Genomic DNA, 18,435 nt, shown 5'->3' on the forward strand with positions numbered 1-18,435 from the left:
AAAAAATCGCCGGGGGAACGGCGTGGAATTTGTGGGTTGGCACAACTCAGTCGTGCATCAGCATGCCGATATATAACCGCAGAGCGTCGGTTAATTGGTTGATTTTCATGCCGGTTATCGCTTCGATACGCTGCAGGCGATAGCGCAGGGTATTGACGTGGATATGCAGCTGTGCGGCGGTCTGCGTCTGATCACAATTCTGCGAAAAATAGTGGCGCAGCGTGCCGCGCAGCACGCCTTTTTCGTCCTGTTCGCCCAGCGTCCGCCAGGGGCGACCCAGCTCCTGCGCGCGCCAATCCTCCCCCAGATCGCACAACAGCGACGGCAGCGGGTAGTCGTGGTAGAACAGCGTGGCGTGACGCAGTTTCAGGCGCTGCGCCATCGCCTGAGTGGCGCGCGCCGTCAGGCTGGAACGATAGGCGCTTTGCGGATCGTCATAAAAACCGCCGACGATCAGCCGCACCCGGAAGCGGTGTTTGAGTTGGTTTTGCAAACGCTGGGCCTGTTGGCGCTCCAGCTTCAGGCTCCATTCGCCCTGCACCATGCAGGCCGGGCGCAGCAGGGTCATTTCATTGAAGCCGGTAATGGCGATCAACGCGTCGCGCTGGGTGGCCTCCAGCTCCGCCAGCAGCTCGCGCAGCAGGTGCGGCTGCGCCTCTTGCAGCTCGACGATCCACACGATGCGCGCCTGGCGCAGATCCAATCCCAAATACGCCGCCATCGCCGCCAGCGACGCGGTGTTCGGCTGGGGCTGCAGCAGCTGATTCGCCAGCTCTTCCCGGTAGCGTTTTTCCCACTGGTGCTGATCCAGCAGCGCCGCCTGCTCCACCATCATCTCCGCCGCCATCTTCACCAGCTCGGCGTAGGCGCGCACCTCGGCCGGTTCGCCGGAGATGCCGATCACCCCCACTCGCTGGTTGCGAAAGCTGAACGGCAGGTTGATGCCGGGCCGCACGCCCTTCAGATGTTCGGCGGTGGCGCGGTCGATTTCCACCACCCGATTTTCCGCCAGCGCCAGCACCGCGCCTTCATGGCGCTGGAACAGGCGCTGCGGGTTGCCGGAGGCGATAATCACGCCGTTGCTGTCCATCACGTTGACGGAATGGCTGATGATGCCCATCGCCCGCTGGACGATCTGGCGCGCGGTGGCTTCCGCCAGAAGATTGGTTTCTCTGAGCATGCCCGCTCCCTGCTGAGGGTGAAAACGCAGGCTTGTTATACGCTATTTGGCGCGGGCGATTAACGGGCACGGCCGCAACAAGCCGCCGCGATCACAATTTGGCGGGAAAACGGCAAAAAAAACGCCGGGCCACAGGCCCGGCGTCATGCACAACGTGCTTGCGATCAACCGAGGATGGTCGCCAGCTCTGCGCTCACTTCGGCCACCTTGCGGGTGCCGTCGATTTTGCGGTATTGGGTGTTGCCCGCCGCCGCTTCTTTGCTGTAGTAAGAGATCAGCGGCGCGGTCATCTGATGGTATTCCACCAGGCGCTTGCGCACGGTCTCTTCCTGATCGTCCTTGCGCGTGGTCAGCTCTTCGCCGGTCACGTCGTCTTTGCCTTCCACCTGCGGCGGGTTGAACTTCACGTGGTATACGCGGCCGGACGGCGCGTGCACGCGGCGGCCAACGATACGGTCAACGATCAGCTCGTCCGGCACGTCGAACTCCAGCACGAAGTCCACGTTGATGCCGGCTTCTTTCATCGCGTCAGCCTGCGGAATGGTGCGTGGGAAACCGTCCAGCAGGAAGCCCTTGCGGCAATCTTCCTGAGCGATGCGCTCTTTGACCAGCGCGATCACCAGCTCATCGGTCACCAGCTTGCCGGCGTCCATGATCTCTTTCGCCTGCTTGCCCAGCTCACTGCCGGCCTTCACGGCTGCGCGCAACATATCACCGGTGGAGATTTGCGGAATGCCGTATTTCTCCATGATGAATTGAGCCTGAGTACCTTTACCAGCGCCCGGAGCGCCCAGCAGAATGATACGCATTGCGTAAATCCCCTTGCTATGTAGTTTTTATAAAATTGCGAAAACGCTCAACGATACCATTTCAGGGGGGGCAGGCTCAAGGCGCGCGAAGGAAATCGATTGCGGAATGTGCAAAAAAGCGGGCAAGCAAAAGGCGAGAAAAAGCGGGGAAAAATCGGCAATGCGCCCCTAACGGTGCCGTTAAGGGCGCATATTTTCAGTTTCAGGCGGACAGCAACTTGTTCATGCGACGGATGAACAGGTTCGGATCTTCCAGCGTGCCGCGTTCAGCCAGCAGCGCCTGATCCAATAACAGGTCGATCCATTCGGCGAAATGTTCGTTATCGCCCACATCGGATGCGCGTTTGACCAGAGCATGCTCCGGATTAAGCTCGAAAATGTACTTCACTTCCGGCGCCTGCTGGCCGGCGGCGGCGAACAGCTTGGCCATCTGGGTGCTCATTTCGTCGGCGTCGGTCACCACGATCGCCGGCGTATCGGTCAGGCGGTGCGTCAGGCGCACATCCTTCACCCGCTCGCCCAGCAGGGTTTTCACGCGTTCGATGAACGGCTCCAGCTGCTTCTCGGCGGCCTTCTGCTCTTCGGTTTCATCCGCCAGTTTATCCAGCGTTTCATCCGCTTTGCTAACCGACTGGAACGGCTTGCCGTCGAATTCGGTCAGATAGCTCATCATCCACTCGTCGATGCGATCGGACAGCAACAGCACTTCGATGCCTTTCTTGCGGAACAGCTCCAGGTGCGGGCTGCTCTTGGCGGCGGCGTAGCTGTCGGCGGTGATGTAGTAAATCTTCTCCTGCCCTTCCGCCATGCGGCCGACGTACTCTTCCAGCGACACGGTCTGCGCCGAGCTGTCGCCGTGGGTGGAGGCAAAGCGCAGCAGCTTGGCGATCGCTTCCTGGTTGCCGTGGTCTTCCGCCGGGCCCTCTTTCAGCACCAGACCGAACTGCTGCCAGAATTTCTGGTAGCCTTCGGCGTCATCTTTGGCCAGCTTATCCAGCATCTGCAGCACGCGCTTGGTCAGCGCGCCGCGCAGGTTTTGCGTCACGCGGCTGTCTTGCAGGATCTCGCGCGACACGTTCAGCGGCAGATCGTTGGAGTCGATCAGGCCGCGCACGAAGCGCAGGTAGTTCGGCATGAACTGCTCGGCGTCGTCCATGATGAACACGCGCTGCACGTACAGCTTCAAGCCATGCTTGTGATCGCGGTTCCACATGTCCCACGGCGCCTGCGCCGGGATATACAGCAGGCTGGTGTACTCCTGCTTGCCTTCTACCCGGTTGTGGCTCCAGCTCAGCGGATCGGTGAAGTCGTGGGCGATGTGCTTGTAGAACTCTTTGTACTCTTCGTCGGTCACGTCAGCCTTGCTGCGGGTCCACAGGGCCTGCGCCTTGTTGATCTTCTCCCAGGTGACGGTGTCGTCTTCTTCGTTTTTGCTTTCGATCTCTACCGGCAAGGCGATGTGATCGGAATATTTGCCGATCACCGAGCGCAGGCGCCAGGCGTCGAGGTATTCATCTTCGCCTTCGCGCAGATGCAGGGTGATTTCGGTACCGCGCGTCTCTTTGGTGATGTCGGCGATGGTGTAGTCGCCTTCGCCGGCGGACTCCCAGAACACGCCTTCGTCATCGGCGGCGCCGGCGGCGCGGGTGCGCACGGTCACTTTGTCCGCCACGATGAACGCCGAGTAGAAACCGACGCCGAACTGGCCGATCAGCTGGCTGTCTTTCGCCTGGTCGGAACCGATGGATTCCAGGAACGCTTTGGTGCCGGACTTGGCGATGGTGCCGAGGTTTTCGATCACTTCTTCGCGGCGCATGCCGATGCCGTTGTCGGCGATGGTCAGGGTGCGCTGCTCTTTATCGAAGGACAAGCGGACGCGCAGCTCGCCGTCGCCGGCGTACAGCTCTGGCGCGGACAGGGCGCGGAAACGCAGCTTGTCGGCGGCGTCAGAGGCGTTGGAAATCAGCTCGCGCAGGAAAATTTCTTTGTTGGAGTACAGCGAATGGATCATCAAATGAAGCAGCTGTTTTACTTCAGACTGGAACCCGCGGGTTTCTTGACCTTTCATACTCATTGATTACCTCAAAAGACAATGGCTACCAAAATCGAACAATAAGGATCAGATGAGGGTCAGGGTCTTGTTTTTCAAGCGGACGGCGGGAGATTTTTGGCAAAAAAATGACGGGGCCGAACGGCCCCATCCGGGAAAACATCAGAACTTGATGGCATGGCGCCCGGCCAGCGAATGCGACAGCGTGGTGCCGTCGACCATCTCCAGCTCGCCGCCCACCGGCACGCCGTGGGCGATGCGGCTGGCGAGCACACCATACTGGCCGCACATCTCGGCGATATAGTTGGCGGTCGCTTCCCCTTCCACCGTCGGGTTGGTGGCGAGGATCACTTCGGTGATGCTCTCCTTTTCCAGCCGTTGCTCCAGGCGATCCAGACCGATATCGCCCGGCCCGATGCCGTCCAGCGGCGACAGATGCCCCATTAGCACAAAGTAGCGCCCGGCGAACTGGCCGGTCTGCTCGATGGCATGGATATCCGCCGGGCTTTCCACCACGCAAATCTGGCCGTTTTGCTGACGGCGCGGATTGGCGCAGATGGTGCAGACGTCCTGCTCGGTGAAGGTGCGGCAGTCGGCGCAGTGGCCGATTTCCGACATCGCGCGCGTCAACGCCTGCGCCAGGCGCATGCCGCCGCTGCGATCGCGCTGCAGCAGCTGAAACGCCATGCGCTGCGCCGATTTCGGGCCGACGCCCGGCAGGCAGCGCAGCGCCTCCATCAGGGATTCAAGGAGCGGGCTGGTTTGCATCAGAACGGCATCTTGAAGCCAGGCGGCAACTGCATGCCGCTGGAGACGGAGGCCATCTTCTCTTTCTGGGTCTCTTCGATGCGGCGCGCGGCGTCGTTGAACGCGGCGGCGATCAGATCTTCCAGCATCTCTTTGTCGTCTTCCATCAGGCTAGGATCGATCTCCACGCGGCGGCAGTTGTGCGCGCCGTTGATGGTGACCTTCACCAGGCCCGCGCCAGACTCGCCGGTCACTTCCAATTTGGCGACTTCTTCCTGCATCTGCTGCATTTTTTCTTGCATTTGCTGGGCTTGCTTCATCAGGTTGCCCAGACCGCCTTTACCAAACATAGTCGTCTCTCGTCGCTAGGGCCGCGCACCTCGCGCGGCGTTTAAAGGGGGCGGATACTCTCTTCATCCAGATCCGCGTCGAAGAACCGGCACAGCGTCTGAATATGGGTATCCGCAACGATGGACTGGCGCGCCTGCGCCAGCTTTTCTTCATAGATGGCTTGTCGCCATTCCAGCGGGGTGCGCTCCGCCGGATTATCGTCCTCTATCACGGTCAGCTCGATCGGGCTGCCGTACAGCTCGCCGAGCGCTTCGGCCAGCGTCTTCTGCGCCGAAGGCGAATTCAGATGACGCTGCGAAGACCGCAGATGGAGGCAAATCTTGCCCGCTTCCGGCTGCTGCTTGAAGGCGTTCAACGCCAGCTGCTGCACCAGTTTCGGAATCTTGAGCTTATCGATTTCCGCCGCCCAGGCGTCGCGCTCCAGCGACTCCACCACCAGCTTGGCGGCCAGCTCCGGCGTTTTCTCGTGCTCCAACGCCGTGCGCAGCGCTTTCGGCGTCGCCAGCGGTTCCGGCGCCGCTTCCGGCTCGGTCTGCGCGCGCCAGCGATAGGCTTCCGGCTTGGCCGGTTTTTCCGGCACCTTCTTCTCCGCCAGACGCTGCTGGCTACGCTCGGTCACGGAAGCCAAACGCCCCAGCGCCGAGTTTGCCGGCCGCGCTATTCCTGGCGCCGCCGGCTCATTCTTTTTTGGTGTGGATGCTCCCTGCTGCCGCTGCAGCTGGGACCGCGCTTTCAACAGCTGGGCGGTGGCATCCGGTAATGGGGTCGATGATTGCCGCGGTGGCGCGGCCGGCTGCCCTAGCGGCGGCGGTGCGTCCTGAAACTGCGGCGGCTGTTGCGATGCGGCGGCCTGCGGCTGCGCCATCGGCGCCGGCGCGGTCTGCACCAACGCCACCGGCTCCGGGATCACCGCTTTCGGGTGAAACGCCAGCGCGCGCAGCAGGGTCATCTCAACCCCCATGCGGCGATCCGGCGCATAGGCCAGCTCTTTGCGGCCGACCAACAGCGTCTGGTAGTAAAGTTGCACATCGGCCGGCGGCAGGGTGCGCGCCAGCTCGCGCAGCCGTTGTTCCACGGCGGCGTACTGATTGTCGAGCATCGAAGGCAGCAGCTGCACCATCGCAATGCGGTGCAGCAGCGCCAGCGTCTCCACCAGCAGGTTTTCCCAGTCCACGCCGCGCGAAGCGGCCTGTGCGACCTGAGCCATCACCTTTTCGCCGTCGGCGCTGACCAGCGCTTCGAGGATCGCCAGCGGCTGTTCGTCATCGAGCGTGCCGAGCATCTGGCTGACGGTGGCGGCGGTCACCTGCCCCTGCCCCATGGCGATCGCCTGATCGGTCAGGCTCAGCGCATCGCGCATGCTGCCGTCGGCGGCGCGCGCCAGCAGCTGCAGCGCGCGGGCGTCGCTGGTGATCTGCTCCGCCGTCAGCACCGTTTCCAGCTGCTGGCGGATCTGATCGACGTCCAGCGCCTTGAGGTGGAATTGCAGACAGCGCGAGAGAATGGTCACCGGCAGCTTTTGCGGATCGGTGGTGGCCAACAGGAATTTGACGTGCGGCGGCGGCTCTTCCAGCGTCTTGAGCAACGCGTTGAAGCTGTGGCGCGAGAGCATGTGCACTTCATCGATCAGGTAGACCTTGAAGCGGCCGCGCGCCGGCGCGTACTGAACGTTGTCCAGCAGATCGCGGGTATCTTCCACCTTGGTTCGGGAAGCGGCGTCGATCTCGATCAGATCGACGAAGCGCCCCTGCTCGATCTCGCGGCAGTTGTCGCATTGGCCGCACGGCGTGGCGGTGATGCCGGTTTCACAGTTCAGGCCTTTGGCCAGCAGGCGCGCGATGGTGGTTTTCCCCACGCCGCGCGTGCCCGAGAACAGATAGGCGTGATGGATCCGCCCCAGCGAGAGGCCGTTGGCCAGCGCGGTCAGGACATGTTCCTGGCCGACCACGTCTGCGAACGTTTGAGGGCGCCACTTACGGGCGAGAACCTGATAGCTCATTAATACCGGAGAAGTCGAGGAATCTGGAGGGTCATGCTAACACAGCCCCGCGGCGATCCGCGAGGCCGTTGTGCCCAAGGGGCAATGCCGCATCAATGGCCGGCGAAGTCCACCAGGCAGTAGCAGTCGATGCCCAGCTTGTTCAGACGCGCTTCCCCGCCCAGATCCGGCAGGTTGATGATGAATGCGGCGTCGTTCACTTCACCGCCCAGGCGGCGGATCAGTTTGGTGGTCGCTTCGATGGTGCCGCCGGTCGCCAGCAGATCGTCCACCACCAGCACTTTGTCACCCGCGGTGATGGCGTCGGTGTGGATCTCCAGCTTGTCGGTGCCGTACTCCAGCTCATAGCTTTCGCTGAGCGTGGCGCGCGGCAGTTTGCCCGGTTTGCGCACCGGCACGAAACCGACGCCCAACGCCAGCGCGACGGGCGCGCCGAACAGGAAACCACGCGCTTCGGTACCCACCACCTTGGTCACGCCCGCTTCGCGATAGCGCTCAACCAGCAGCTCGATGCTGGCGGCGTAGGCCAACGGGTTTTCCAGCAGGCTGGTCACGTCGCGGAACAGGATGCCCGGCTTCGGATAATCCGGGATGGTTTTGATACTGTCTTTAATAAACTGAAGCTGCTGCGCAGTAGCGGTCATAATTGTTGCCTGATAAAACTGCCTGAAAACCGGCGCGCCGCTCACCCGCCGCCGCCGGGTGAAACACACCGGAGATGAAATGGCAGGCGATCCGCGCACGAAAACGCCCAAATCTATGCAAACTGGCGGACAAATGCAACTCTCCCCTGCATCTTTCAACCCGCAGCGTTGTTGACTGCACGCATTCCCCCCGGTCACTTACCTAAGTAAGCTCCCGGGGATGCCTGCGTTTGTCGTCTAGCTGCGGCTTGAAAGCTATTGGGGAGTTTAAGGGACAATCAGCGCTGTTTTTGTTGCGGCAGGTCAGTAACCGGCAGGCGCAGCATAAAGGTCAGCAAAATGGCCAGCATCAGCAGCAACAGCCCGCGCACCCACCAGATTTTCACCAGCCACAGCGAACAGGCGAAGGTGAGCACGATCACCAGCACCGCCTTCCACTTCGCTCCCGGCGGCAGCGCGCGATGCTGTTGCCAGTGGCGCAGGTAGGGGCCGAACCAGGAGCGGTGCAGCAGCCAGTGATGAAAGCGCGGCGAAGAGCGGGCGAAACACCAGGCGGCCAACAGCAGAAACGGCGTGGTCGGCAACAGCGGCAGCACCACGCCCAACGTCGCCAGCACCACCGCCAGCCAGCCCAAAATGATCAATACCCCACGCGTCATGCGGCTCTTCGCTCCTCAATCGGTTGCCGCCTACTGTAGCATCGGCGCCGCGCCGGCGGAATATGCGTGCAGCGCTTGTTTCACGGCAGGATCGCGGGCAAGCTTACGCCTGTTGAAATCAAGAGGGAGCTTATGTGAGCACTCAGCGTCTATTACAGGTGTTGGCACAGCAGATCGCGGCGCTGGCGGCCGAAGTGACCCCGCGCGGCGACGTTCCGATCCCGCAGGCGCGCTTCGACGCCGCCCTGTTCGCCAACCGCGGCACGCGGCTGCGCGACTACCTGGCCGAGGTGGAGAAGAATTTCGCCCAGCTGCAAAGCGCCGCCAACGACAGCCGTACCAGCCAGGTGGCCTTTCTGGCCGAAAAACTGGTGGCTCAGATCGCTGCCCTGCAGCGCGAGTTGGCCACCCAGGCGCTGCGGCGCAAGAACCAGCCGAAAGAAGCCCCCGAGGCCGATCTGTACCACAAGCTGGCCGAGCATCAGGACTACGAACGCCGGCTGATCGCCATGATTCAGGATCGGGAAAGCCTGCTCGGCCGCCAGACCACGCTGGCGGCACAGCAAAAGCTGCAGCACGAGCTGGCGGCGCTGGAGGGGCGCCTGATGCGCTGCCGCCAGGCGCTGGCGCGCATCGAGCGCAATATCGAGCGCAAAGAAAACGGTTTTTGAAGATTTATCACAATATTTTAATGATTATTCCCGGTTGCGCGCCGGGTTCACTATACTCTGCCGGTACGCGAGTTATTCATTCCATTAATTAAGCGCAGGTGCTATGTCTCTGGAAAACGCCTCACCCGAACTGCAGCTGGCGGTAGACTTGATTTACCTGCTGGAATGCAACGAGATCGATCCGGCCACCGCGCTGGCGGCGCTGGATATCGTCAAACGGGATTATCAGGAAAAACTGCAGCGCGCCGGCGTCACCTCTCCCTATCTGCCTGCCGGACAGTAATCAGGGACAGCGCCGCTGTCCCTTTCGTCTTTCAACGCTCATCAGCCCGCCGTCTGGCCGCCTTCGTCCGGCGAGCTGAGCGCGCAAATAAACAAGGAAAAAAAAGCGTATCGCGGCGGCGATGCGCCGACAAACGTGAGCGGCGCCAGAGAAGGCAGAATCAATCAGCGCTGCATGATTTAGCTTCGGATCGGTTAAGAAGCCTGAAGATTGTCACGGCCACCGGCGGGCAACGAACAACAAAAGCGTTGCAGCTGATGGCCCGTTGCAGCGGAATCAGAAAGTCAGCACTTTTTCCGCCGCCAGCGTCCACTGCGCCAGCTCGACCAACGTACCGATCGCCACGCCGTCCGCCAGCGGCAAGCGGCTGACGCCGCGCGCGTCGGCACAGGTCTTGCACAGCTTGACCGGCACCTGCTGCGCGGTGAGGATCTCCAGCATCTGCTGCAGGTGGTATCCCTCGTGCGGCTGCTGCCCGGCCAGCCCGGCCACCACCGCATCGGACATCAGAAACAGCCGCAGGTCGAGACTGCTCTGCTGCTCTTTCATGGCGATGGCCAGCCGCAGCGCATTGAACAAGGATTCATGGCCATAGGCGGCGCCATTGGCGATGAGAACAATGGATGACATGAAATCTCTCCTTATAAAGGAAGGCGGTCGGCGTCAGGCGTCGCCGCGTCGGGTTTGAGGCGCAAGGTGGGGCAAAACTGCAGCATTTCCAAAAACGCGTCCACCAGCGCTTCGGCTTCGGCCCGCAGATCGAAACTTTCCGGCATAAACAGCCAGTTTTCCATCAGGCCGGTGATATAACCGCGCAGGATGATCGCCGCGCGGCGGGTATGTAAATCGGCGGGTAATTGCCCGTGGTGAATGCAGTTATACAGCACCGCTTCGATGCGTTCGTAGCCGGCGAGATACAGCACCTTGCGCGAATCCAGCAGCGGCATCATTTCACCGACAAACTCGCATTTGTGGAATATAATTTCCATCAACGCCCGCCTACGGCCGTCTTCAACCGTAGACGTCAGAATGTAAATCAGAATTTCTCGGATAACCCGCAGTGGATTATCGGGAAACTTTGCCTGATACTCTGTTTCGAGCTGGTCAATTTTCGGCTCGGTAGATTCCCAAACTTCATTAAACAGGTCTACCTTATTCTTGAAGTGCCAGTAAATGGCTCCACGCGTAACCCCGGCAGCGGTGGCAATATCTGTCAGTGACGTTGCAGCAACGCCACGTTCAGAGAACTCTCTCACCGCAGCATCAAGGATTTGCTGTCGGGTTTCTTGCGCCTGCTGTTTGGTTTTTCGTGCCATGGCATTGTTATTTAGGGGGAGTGTGATTTACATACATTCGCGAATGTATGTACCATAGCACGCACATATAATTAACGCAGCAATGGGTTTTAAAGCTTGTGATCCATTGATCATTTTGAAATCGGACACTTGAGGTTTTTCTATGAACAAAAACAGAGGGTTAACGCCTCTGGCGGCCGTTCTGATGCTTTCAGGCAGCTTAGTGCTAACAGGATGTAACGATAAAGAAACCCAACAGCAAGGCGCCCAACAACAGGCGCCTGAAGTGGGCGTAGTCACCTTGAAGGCCGAGCCTCTCAACATCACTACCGATCTTCCTGGCCGCACCGCTGCGTATCGTATCGCCGAAGTTCGCCCTCAGGTCAGCGGCATCATCCTGAAGCGCAACTTCGTTGAAGGCAGCGATATCAAGGCCGGGACGTCTCTGTACCAAATCGATCCCGCCACCTATCAAGCCAGCTACGACAGCGCGAAAGGCGATTTGGCCAAAGCACAGGCCAGCGCTTCCATCGCACGCGTGACGGTAAACCGCTACAAGCCATTGCTGGGTACCAGCTACATCAGCAAGCAGGACTACGACAACGCCGTCTCCACCCTGCAGCAGGCGGATGCCGCCGTGGTGGCCGCCAAGGCCGCCGTGGAAACCGCGCGCATCAACCTGGCGTACACCAAGGTGACCTCCCCGATCTCCGGCCGCATCGGCAAGTCCGCCGTGACCGAAGGCGCGCTGGTCAGCAACGGCCAGGCGACCGCCCTGTCCACCGTGCAGCAGCTGGATCCGATGTATGTCGACGTCACCCAGTCGAGCACCGACTTCCTGCGCCTGAAGCAAGAGTTGGCCAGCGGCGCGCTGAAGCAGGAAAACGGCAAGGCTAAAGTGAAACTGCTGTTGGAAAACGGCACCGAATACGCGCAGGAAGGCACGCTGGAATTCTCCGACGTCACCGTCGACGAGACCACCGGCTCCATCACCATTCGCGCCCTGTTCCCTAACCCGAACGATACGCTGCTGCCGGGCATGTTCGTGCGCGCCCGTCTGGACGAAGGCGTGCGCAGCGATGCGCTGCTGGTGCCTCAGCAAGGCGTCACCCGCAACCCGCGCGGCGAAGCGACGGCGTTGGTGGTAGGGGCAGACGACAAAGTTGAGCTGCGCACGCTGAAGGCGGACCAGGCGATTGGCGACAAATGGCTGGTTACCGATGGCCTGAAAGCCGGCGATCGCGTGATCGTCTCCGGCCTGATGAAAGTGCATCCGGGCGCGCAGGTAAAAGTGCAGGAAGTTGACACTCAGGCGCAAAAACAGCCGCAGTCTGAAGCGCAGAAGTCATAAAAAGGAGCCTGTAATACATGGCTAAGTTCTTTATAGACCGCCCAATTTTCGCCTGGGTAATCGCCATCATCGTCATGTTGGCGGGGGTGCTTGCAATAATGAAACTGCCTATTGCGCAGTATCCCACTATTGCACCGCCGGCGGTGAGTATTTCCGCCAACTACCCGGGCGCAGATGCCAAAACGGTGCAGGATACCGTCACGCAGATTATCGAACAGAACATGAACGGTATCGATAACCTGATGTACATGTCCTCCACCAGTGATTCCTCTGGTAGCGTCACCATTACCCTGACGTTTGAATCCGGCACCGATCCTGACATCGCGCAGGTTCAGGTCCAGAACAAACTGTCGTTGGCCACCCCGTTGCTGCCGCAAGAAGTTCAGCAACAGGGCCTGAAAGTAGAAAAATCCAGCAGCAGCTTCCTGATGGTGGCCGGCTTCGTTTCCGACGATCCGAACATGACTCAGGACGATATTGCGGACTACGTGGCGTCCAACATCAAGGATCCGATCAGCCGTTCGTCCGGCGTGGGTGAAGTGCAGCTGTTCGGTGCCCAGTACGCGATGCGTATCTGGCTGGATCCGAACAAGCTGAACAACTACCAGCTGACGACCACGGACGTGACCTCCGCCATCACCGAGCAGAACAACCAGATCGCCGCAGGCCAGCTGGGCGGCCTGCCGCCGGTACCGGGGCAGCAGTTGAACGCCTCGATCATCGCGCAGACCCGTCTGACTTCGCCGGAAGAGTTCGGCAAGATCCTGCTGAAGGTGAATACCGACGGTTCCCAGGTACGCCTGCGCGACGTCGCTCACATCGAGCGCGGCGCGGAAAGCTATGCCGTTACCGCTCGCTATAACGGTAAGCCTGCCGCCGGTCTGGGTATCAAACTGGCAACCGGCGCCAACGCCTTGAACACCGCCAAAGGTGTGAAAGACGAGCTGGCCAAGATGACGCCATTCTTCCCGCAAGGGATGAAAGTGGTTTATCCGTACGACACCACCCCGTTCGTTAAGATCTCCATCAACGAAGTGGTGAAAACGCTGATCGAAGCCATCATCCTGGTATTCCTGGTGATGTATTTGTTCCTGCAGAACTTCCGCGCGACGCTGATCCCAACCATCGCGGTGCCGGTGGTGCTGCTGGGGACCTTTGCGATACTCGCGGCGTTCGGCTTCTCGATAAACACCCTGACGATGTTCGGCATGGTGTTGGCGATCGGCCTGCTGGTGGATGACGCCATCGTGGTGGTGGAAAACGTCGAGCGCGTCATGGCCGAAGAGGGGCTGCCGCCGAAAGAAGCTACCCGTAAATCGATGGGCCAGATTCAGGGCGCGCTGGTGGGTATCGCCATGGTGCTGTCGGCGGTATTCGTGCCGATGGCGTTCTTCGGCGGTTCAACCGGCGCCATCTATCGCCAGTTCTCGATCACCATCGTGTCCGCGATGGCGCTGTCGGTGCTGGTGGCCTTGATCCTGACGCCGGCGCTGTGCGCCACCATGCTCAAACCGATCCCGAAAGGCGATCACGGGGTTAAAACAGGCTTCTTCGGCTGGTTTAACCGCATGTTCGAGAAAAGCACGCATCACTATACCGACAGCGTGGGCAACATCCTGCGCAGCACCGGTCGCTATCTGATCATCTACCTGCTGATCGTGGTTGGCATGGGCCTGCTGTTCCTGCGCCTGCCTTCCTCGTTCCTGCCGGACGAAGATCAGGGCATCCTGTTGACCATGGTGCAGCTGCCTGCCGGCGCCACCGAGTCCCGCACCAACAAAGTGCTGGAAGAAGTCTCCGACTACTTCCTGAACAAGGAAAAGGACAACGTGGTTTCGGTGTTTACCGTCGCGGGCTTCGGCTTCAACGGTAACGGCCAGAACAACGGCCTGGCATTCGTCAGCCTGAAAGACTGGGGCGAGCGTCCAGGGAGCGAGAACAAGGTCGAAGCGATCGCGGGTCGCGCCATGGGCGCATTCTCGCAGATTAAAGAAGGCCTGGTATTCCCGTTCAACCTGCCGGCGATCATCGAACTCGGTACCGCAACCGGCTTCGACTTCGAGCTGATTGACCAGGGTGGCCTGGGGCACGAGAAACTGACCGAAGCGCGTAACCAGCTGTTGGGCATGGTTGCTCAACATCCGGACGTGCTGGTGGGCGTGCGCCCGAACGGCCTGGAAGATACGCCGCAGTTCAAACTGATCGTCGATCAGGAGAAAGCCAAGGCGCTGGGCGTCAGCATCACCACCATCAACAGCACGCTGAGCACCGCGCTGGGCGGCTCGTACGTCAACGACTTCATCGACCGCGGTCGTGTGAAGAAGGTATACGTACAGGCCGACGCGCCGTTCCGTATGCTGCCGGAAGACATCAACAAGTGGTACGTGCGCGGCACGAGCGGCCAGATGGTGCCATTCTCCGCCTTCTCTTCGGCGAAATGGGAATACGGCTCACCGCGCCTGGAACGCTATAACGGCTTGCCGTCGATGGAAATTCTGGGCCAGGCCGCACCAGGCAAGAGTACCGGTGAAGCGATGAACCTGATGGAACAGCTGGCGTCCAAACTGCCAAGCGGCATCGGTTACGACTGGACCGGCATGTCCTATCAGGAACGTCTGTCGGGCAACCAGGCGCCGGCGCTGTACGCCATCTCGATTCTGGTGGTGTTCCTGTGTCTGGCGGCGCTGTATGAAAGCTGGTCCGTGCCGTTCTCGGTCATGCTGGTATTGCCGCTGGGGGTTATCGGTGCGTTGCTGGCCGCGACGATGCGCGGCATGAACAACGACGTGTACTTCCAGGTGGGGCTGCTGACCACCATCGGTCTATCGGCGAAGAACGCCATCCTGATCGTGGAATTCGCCAAGGATCTGATGGAGAAAGAAGGCAAAGGCCTGATCGAAGCGACGTTGGAAGCGGTGCGTATGCGTCTGCGTCCAATCCTGATGACGTCTCTGGCCTTCATCCTCGGGGTTCTGCCGCTGGTTATCAGCAGCGGTGCTGGCTCCGGCGCACAGAACGCGGTAGGTACCGGCGTAATGGGCGGGATGATCACCGCCACCGTCTTGGCGATCTTCTTCGTGCCGGTGTTCTTCGTGGTGGTTCGCCGCCGCTTCAGCAAGAAGAACGAAGACCTGGAACACAGCCATCCGGTAGAGCACCACTGATCGCTCAGTGATGTGACATTCACCCGATAATCGAAAAGGCCGCGCATGCGGCCTTTTTCTTTTGCTTCAGTTGCTTAATGCAAACCGTTCTCATTAATTCACTCGTGGGCGCAATTTACGCTTGATCGCGACGCCGGGTCGGCGCATAATTATTGTTATAGTATAACATTACACGAGAGAGCCATTATGAAACCCGGCATCCATCCCGATTACCGCACCGTGGTCTTCCACGACGTCAGCGCCAACGCCTACTTTAAAGTGGGATCGACCATCAAAACCGATCGCACCATCGAGCTGGACGGCGAAAGCTGGCCGTATGTCACCCTCGACGTCTCTTCCGCTTCGCATCCGTACTACACCGGCAAGCAGAAAGACTATTCCAAAGAAGGCAGCACGGCGCGCTTCCAGCAGCGCTTTGGCCGCTTTATCGGCAATAAGTAACAAGGAAATCCCATGCAGGTATTGAGTTCATTGCGTTCGGCGAAAAATCGCCACCCGGATTGCAAAGTCGTGCGTCGTCGTGGCCGCATCTATGTGATCTGTAAAAGCAATCCGCGATTCAAAGCGGTACAGGGACGTAAGAAAAAGCGTTAACTCCCCAGTGTCATCTGTCGCAAAGCCCCGTTGCTGCTCAACGGGGCTTTTTTTATGGCGAGAAAGTGCCTGCAAGCTGTCCCCCGCCTGCCGGCGGGGGCAGAGGTTACTTCATGCTGCTCAGCAGCGCGTCGACATTGTGTTTGAACGCCTGTTCATAGGTGGCCGCCGGGCCGCCCGTACGGGAGAGCGCTTCAGGGTACAGCTCGCCGCCCGCCTTGGCGCCGGTGGCGGCGGCAATCTGTTTCACCAACCGCGGATCGGTCTGATTCTCGATAAAGTAAGCGTTGACCTTTTCCTGTTTGATCTGCTTGATCAGGCCGGCCACGTCGCTGGCGCTGGCTTCGGCCTCGGTGGAAAATCCGACCGGGGCAAGGAAGGTGACGCCATACTCTTGCCCAAAGTAACCAAAAGCATCATGGCTGGTCAGCACTTTACGTTTCTGTGGCGGCACTGCGGCGAACTGGGTTTTGGCCCACAGGTCCAGCTTTTGCAGTTGCTGAATGTATTCGGCCCCGCGCTGGCGAAAATAGTTGGCATCCTCGGGATCGGCGGCAATCAGGGCGTTCATCACGTTGGTGGCGTACTGCACGCCGTTTTTCATGCTGTTCCAGGCGTGAGGATCGGTAATCGCTTTGCCGTCCTCCTCCATCTGGCGGGTGCTGATGCCCTGTGAAGCGGTGATCACCTGCCCTTTATAACCCGAAGCGCTGACCAGGCGATCGATCCACCCTTCCAGCCCTAGTCCGCTGACGAATACCACATCAGCCTGAGCCAACTTTTTGCCGTCCTGCGGCGAAGGCTCGAAACTGTGCGGATCGCCATCCGGCCCCACCAGCGTGCTGACCTTGACGTGATCGCCCCCCACCTGTTTGACGATATCGCCCAGAATGGAAAAGCTGGCGACGGCGTCGACGGTCTTCGCCATCGCCAATGGGCTGGCCAGCAGCGCAGCGACCGCCAGCGATATAGGTAAACGTTTCATACTTTCTCCTTGCAAATGGCACTTCTCAACGGCGCGCGAAGGCGTAAATGCCTCCGCGCGTTCCAAACAGGATCGAGACGAAAAAGATGACGCTGGCGCTGAGCACGATCGCCGGGCCGGCGGGCAGCGAAGCGTAATAGGACCACACCAACCCAATCAGGCTGGAAAGCGCGCCGATGCCCATCGCCGTCGCCAGCGTCTGCGGCAGATTGCGCGCCCAGAAGCGCGCGCTGGCGGCGGGCAGCATCATCAGCCCCACCGACATCAGGGTGCCGAGGATCTGGAATCCCGCCACCAGATTGACCACCACCAGCGCCAGAAACAGGCCGTGGATCAGCGCCAACCGGCGCGGCGCGTTGACGCGCAGGAACGTGACGTCGAAGGACTCGATCACCAATGCACGGTACAGCGCCGCCAGCGCCAGCAGCGAAACCGAGGCGATCGCTCCGACCATCAGCATCGCCTGCGCATCCACCGCCAGGATCGAACCGAACAGCACGTGCAGCAGATCCACGCTGGAGCCGCGCAGCGAGACCAGCGTGACCCCCAGCGCCAGTGAGCCCAGATAGAACCCGGCGAAGCTGGCGTCCTCTTTCAGCGGCGTGCGGCGGCTCACCAGGCCGGACAGCATCGCCACCGCCAGCCCGGCGATAAAACCGCCCACCCCCATCGCCACCAGCGACATGCCGGAGATCAGATAGCCGATCGCCGCACCCGGCAACACCGCGTGGGACAAGGCATCCCCCACCAGGCTCATGCGGCGCAGCAGCAAAAACACGCCCAGCGGGGCGGCGCTGAGCGACAACGCCAGGCACGCCATGAGCGCGCGGCGCATAAAACCGAAAGAGAGGAAAGGATCGATAAGCCCATGCCACAGCATCATGGCGCCACCGCCCGCAGATCCGGCTGCCGTTCGGCGGCGTGATACCTCGGCACCTGTTCCAATACCCGCTCGGCCGCGCCCCAGTGGCAAGCCTGCGGCGTCAGCAACAGCACCTGTGGAAAATGCTCGGCGACCATCGACATATCGTGCAGCACGGCGATCACCGTTTTCCCCTGCCGATGCAGTTGCGCGATCGCCTGCAGCAGGATCTGCGTGGTGGCGCTGTCGATGCCGGTAAAAGGTTCATCCAGCAAAATCAGCGGCGCCGGTTGAACCAGCAGGCGCGCAAACAGCACCCGCTGCAGCTGGCCGCCGGACAGTTCGCCCACCGGGCTGCGCGCCAGCGCGCTCATGCCAACGTTCGCCAGCGCCTCATTGACCTGGCTTGCCGCGCGCCTGTTCATACCGCCGAACATGCCGCTTTGCGGCCAACAGCCCATCGCCACCAGATCGCTTACCGCGATCGGGAATTGCCGATCCAACTCGGCCTGCTGCGGTAAATAAGCCCTGCGCGGTGGCTTGCCGCCGCTAAAACTCAGACTGCCGCCCAGCGGCGGCAACAATCCGGCGAGCGTTTTCAGCAACGTCGATTTCCCGGCCCCGTTGACGCCCACCACCGCGGTTAACGAACCGGCGCTGAACTGCCCGCTCAGCGGCGGGAAAAGCGGCGTGACGCCATAGCCTATAGCCAGTTGGCGCAAGGAGATCATGGCAGCGATACCGCCCAGAAGATGCCGAGCCATAGCAGGGCCAGCAGCGCAACGCCCCCC

At 60.6% G+C, this 18,435-nt stretch carries 19 protein-coding genes and 1 other annotated feature; of the genes, 6 read left to right on the plus strand and 13 right to left on the minus strand.

The annotated features are described in order from the left end of the window. Positions 1-46: 46 nt before the first annotated feature. The 8 genes from ACJ8IM_RS17285 to ACJ8IM_RS17320 all read right to left on the minus strand — a co-directional run bounded on the left by ACJ8IM_RS17285 (position 47) and on the right by ACJ8IM_RS17320 (position 8,439). Positions 47-1,180 carry a sugar diacid recognition domain-containing protein gene (locus tag ACJ8IM_RS17285; protein WP_033653239.1) on the minus strand — a complete coding sequence of 378 codons (1,134 nt, stop codon included), beginning with the start codon at positions 1,178-1,180 and terminating at the stop codon, positions 47-49. A 164-nt stretch (positions 1,181-1,344) separates the two neighbouring features. Continuing rightward, entirely contained in the window at positions 1,345-1,989 is a 645-nt protein-coding gene (gene adk / locus ACJ8IM_RS17290) for an adenylate kinase (RefSeq protein WP_004940261.1), read from the minus strand. Between the two features lie 202 nt (positions 1,990-2,191). Beyond that, positions 2,192-4,057 carry a molecular chaperone HtpG gene (gene htpG / locus ACJ8IM_RS17295; protein ID WP_033637352.1) on the minus strand — a complete coding sequence of 622 codons (1,866 nt, stop codon included), beginning with the start codon at positions 4,055-4,057 and terminating at the stop codon, positions 2,192-2,194. 144 nt (positions 4,058-4,201) lie between these two features. Next, positions 4,202-4,807, minus strand: a complete 606-nt coding sequence (gene recR, locus ACJ8IM_RS17300) for a recombination mediator RecR (protein ID WP_004940263.1) — start codon at positions 4,805-4,807, stop codon at positions 4,202-4,204. Next, positions 4,807-5,136 (minus strand): YbaB/EbfC family nucleoid-associated protein, encoded by a 330-nt coding sequence (locus ACJ8IM_RS17305; protein ID WP_004940264.1) that lies wholly within the window; start codon positions 5,134-5,136, stop codon positions 4,807-4,809. Before ACJ8IM_RS17305 ends, recR begins: the two co-directional genes overlap by 1 nt. 41 nt (positions 5,137-5,177) lie before the next feature. After that, on the minus strand, positions 5,178-7,136 hold the full coding sequence (gene dnaX, locus ACJ8IM_RS17310; protein ID WP_033653240.1) for a DNA polymerase III subunit gamma/tau: 1,959 nt from the start codon (positions 7,134-7,136) through the stop codon (positions 5,178-5,180). Next, positions 5,781-5,845, minus strand: a sequence feature (DnaX frameshifting element). It overlaps the preceding gene by 65 nt. A 92-nt stretch (positions 7,137-7,228) precedes the next feature. After that, positions 7,229-7,780, minus strand: a complete 552-nt coding sequence (apt, locus tag ACJ8IM_RS17315; RefSeq protein WP_015376864.1) for an adenine phosphoribosyltransferase — start codon at positions 7,778-7,780, stop codon at positions 7,229-7,231. A 278-nt stretch (positions 7,781-8,058) separates the two neighbouring features. Beyond that, positions 8,059-8,439 (minus strand): DUF454 family protein, encoded by a 381-nt coding sequence (locus ACJ8IM_RS17320; RefSeq protein WP_033653241.1) that lies wholly within the window; start codon positions 8,437-8,439, stop codon positions 8,059-8,061. Positions 8,440-8,573: 134 nt separating this feature from the next. On the opposite strand from ACJ8IM_RS17320, the gene priC reads away from it, so the two are divergent. Continuing rightward, complete coding sequence (priC, locus tag ACJ8IM_RS17325) at positions 8,574-9,110, plus strand: primosomal replication protein PriC (RefSeq protein WP_033653242.1); 537 nt, start codon at positions 8,574-8,576, stop codon at positions 9,108-9,110. Positions 9,111-9,213: 103 nt separating this feature from the next. Beyond that, entirely contained in the window at positions 9,214-9,393 is a 180-nt protein-coding gene (rsmS, locus tag ACJ8IM_RS17330) for a pleiotropic regulatory protein RsmS (protein ID WP_016928837.1), read from the plus strand. 276 nt (positions 9,394-9,669) lie between these two features. On the opposite strand, the gene ACJ8IM_RS17335 is transcribed toward rsmS, so the two are convergent. Then, a complete protein-coding gene (locus ACJ8IM_RS17335) occupies positions 9,670-10,023 on the minus strand; it encodes a DsrE/DsrF/TusD sulfur relay family protein (protein ID WP_033647269.1) in 354 nt (117 codons plus the stop codon). Between the two features lie 11 nt (positions 10,024-10,034). Beyond that, on the minus strand, positions 10,035-10,709 hold the full coding sequence (gene acrR, locus ACJ8IM_RS17340; protein WP_033653243.1) for a multidrug efflux transporter transcriptional repressor AcrR: 675 nt from the start codon (positions 10,707-10,709) through the stop codon (positions 10,035-10,037). Between the two features lie 142 nt (positions 10,710-10,851). Between acrR and sdeX the strand changes: the two genes are divergently transcribed. From sdeX to ykgO, 4 genes are all read left to right on the plus strand, one after another. Beyond that, positions 10,852-12,039: a multidrug efflux RND transporter periplasmic adaptor subunit SdeX gene (gene sdeX, locus ACJ8IM_RS17345; RefSeq protein ID WP_033637347.1), complete on the plus strand. Its 1,188-nt coding sequence runs from the start codon at positions 10,852-10,854 to the stop codon at positions 12,037-12,039. Positions 12,040-12,056: 17 nt separating this feature from the next. Beyond that, complete coding sequence (gene sdeY / locus ACJ8IM_RS17350; RefSeq protein ID WP_033637346.1) at positions 12,057-15,203, plus strand: multidrug efflux RND transporter permease subunit SdeY; 3,147 nt, start codon at positions 12,057-12,059, stop codon at positions 15,201-15,203. A 186-nt stretch (positions 15,204-15,389) separates the two neighbouring features. Then, a complete protein-coding gene (locus ACJ8IM_RS17355; RefSeq protein WP_004940303.1) occupies positions 15,390-15,644 on the plus strand; it encodes a type B 50S ribosomal protein L31 in 255 nt (84 codons plus the stop codon). 12 nt (positions 15,645-15,656) lie between these two features. Next, positions 15,657-15,797 carry a type B 50S ribosomal protein L36 gene (ykgO, locus tag ACJ8IM_RS17360; RefSeq protein ID WP_004940304.1) on the plus strand — a complete coding sequence of 47 codons (141 nt, stop codon included), beginning with the start codon at positions 15,657-15,659 and terminating at the stop codon, positions 15,795-15,797. A 106-nt stretch (positions 15,798-15,903) separates the two neighbouring features. On the opposite strand, the gene ACJ8IM_RS17365 is transcribed toward ykgO, so the two are convergent. Genes ACJ8IM_RS17365 through ACJ8IM_RS17375 form a run of 3 tightly spaced genes read right to left on the minus strand, consistent with a single transcriptional unit; the run spans position 15,904 to position 18,375 of the window. Beyond that, on the minus strand, positions 15,904-16,782 hold the full coding sequence (locus tag ACJ8IM_RS17365) for a metal ABC transporter substrate-binding protein (RefSeq protein ID WP_041033680.1): 879 nt from the start codon (positions 16,780-16,782) through the stop codon (positions 15,904-15,906). 25 nt (positions 16,783-16,807) lie between these two features. Continuing rightward, positions 16,808-17,665, minus strand: coding sequence for a metal ABC transporter permease (locus ACJ8IM_RS17370; RefSeq protein ID WP_033637343.1), 858 nt, complete (start codon positions 17,663-17,665; stop codon positions 16,808-16,810). Then, positions 17,662-18,375, minus strand: coding sequence for a metal ABC transporter ATP-binding protein (locus ACJ8IM_RS17375; RefSeq protein WP_033647273.1), 714 nt, complete (start codon positions 18,373-18,375; stop codon positions 17,662-17,664). The genes ACJ8IM_RS17370 and ACJ8IM_RS17375 overlap by 4 nt, the downstream gene beginning before the upstream one ends. Positions 18,376-18,435: the final 60 nt, after the last annotated feature.

The sequence above is a fragment of the Serratia sp. CY33525 genome, assembly GCF_052169115.1.
Taxonomy (GTDB): Bacteria; Pseudomonadota; Gammaproteobacteria; order Enterobacterales; family Enterobacteriaceae; genus Serratia; species Serratia sarumanii.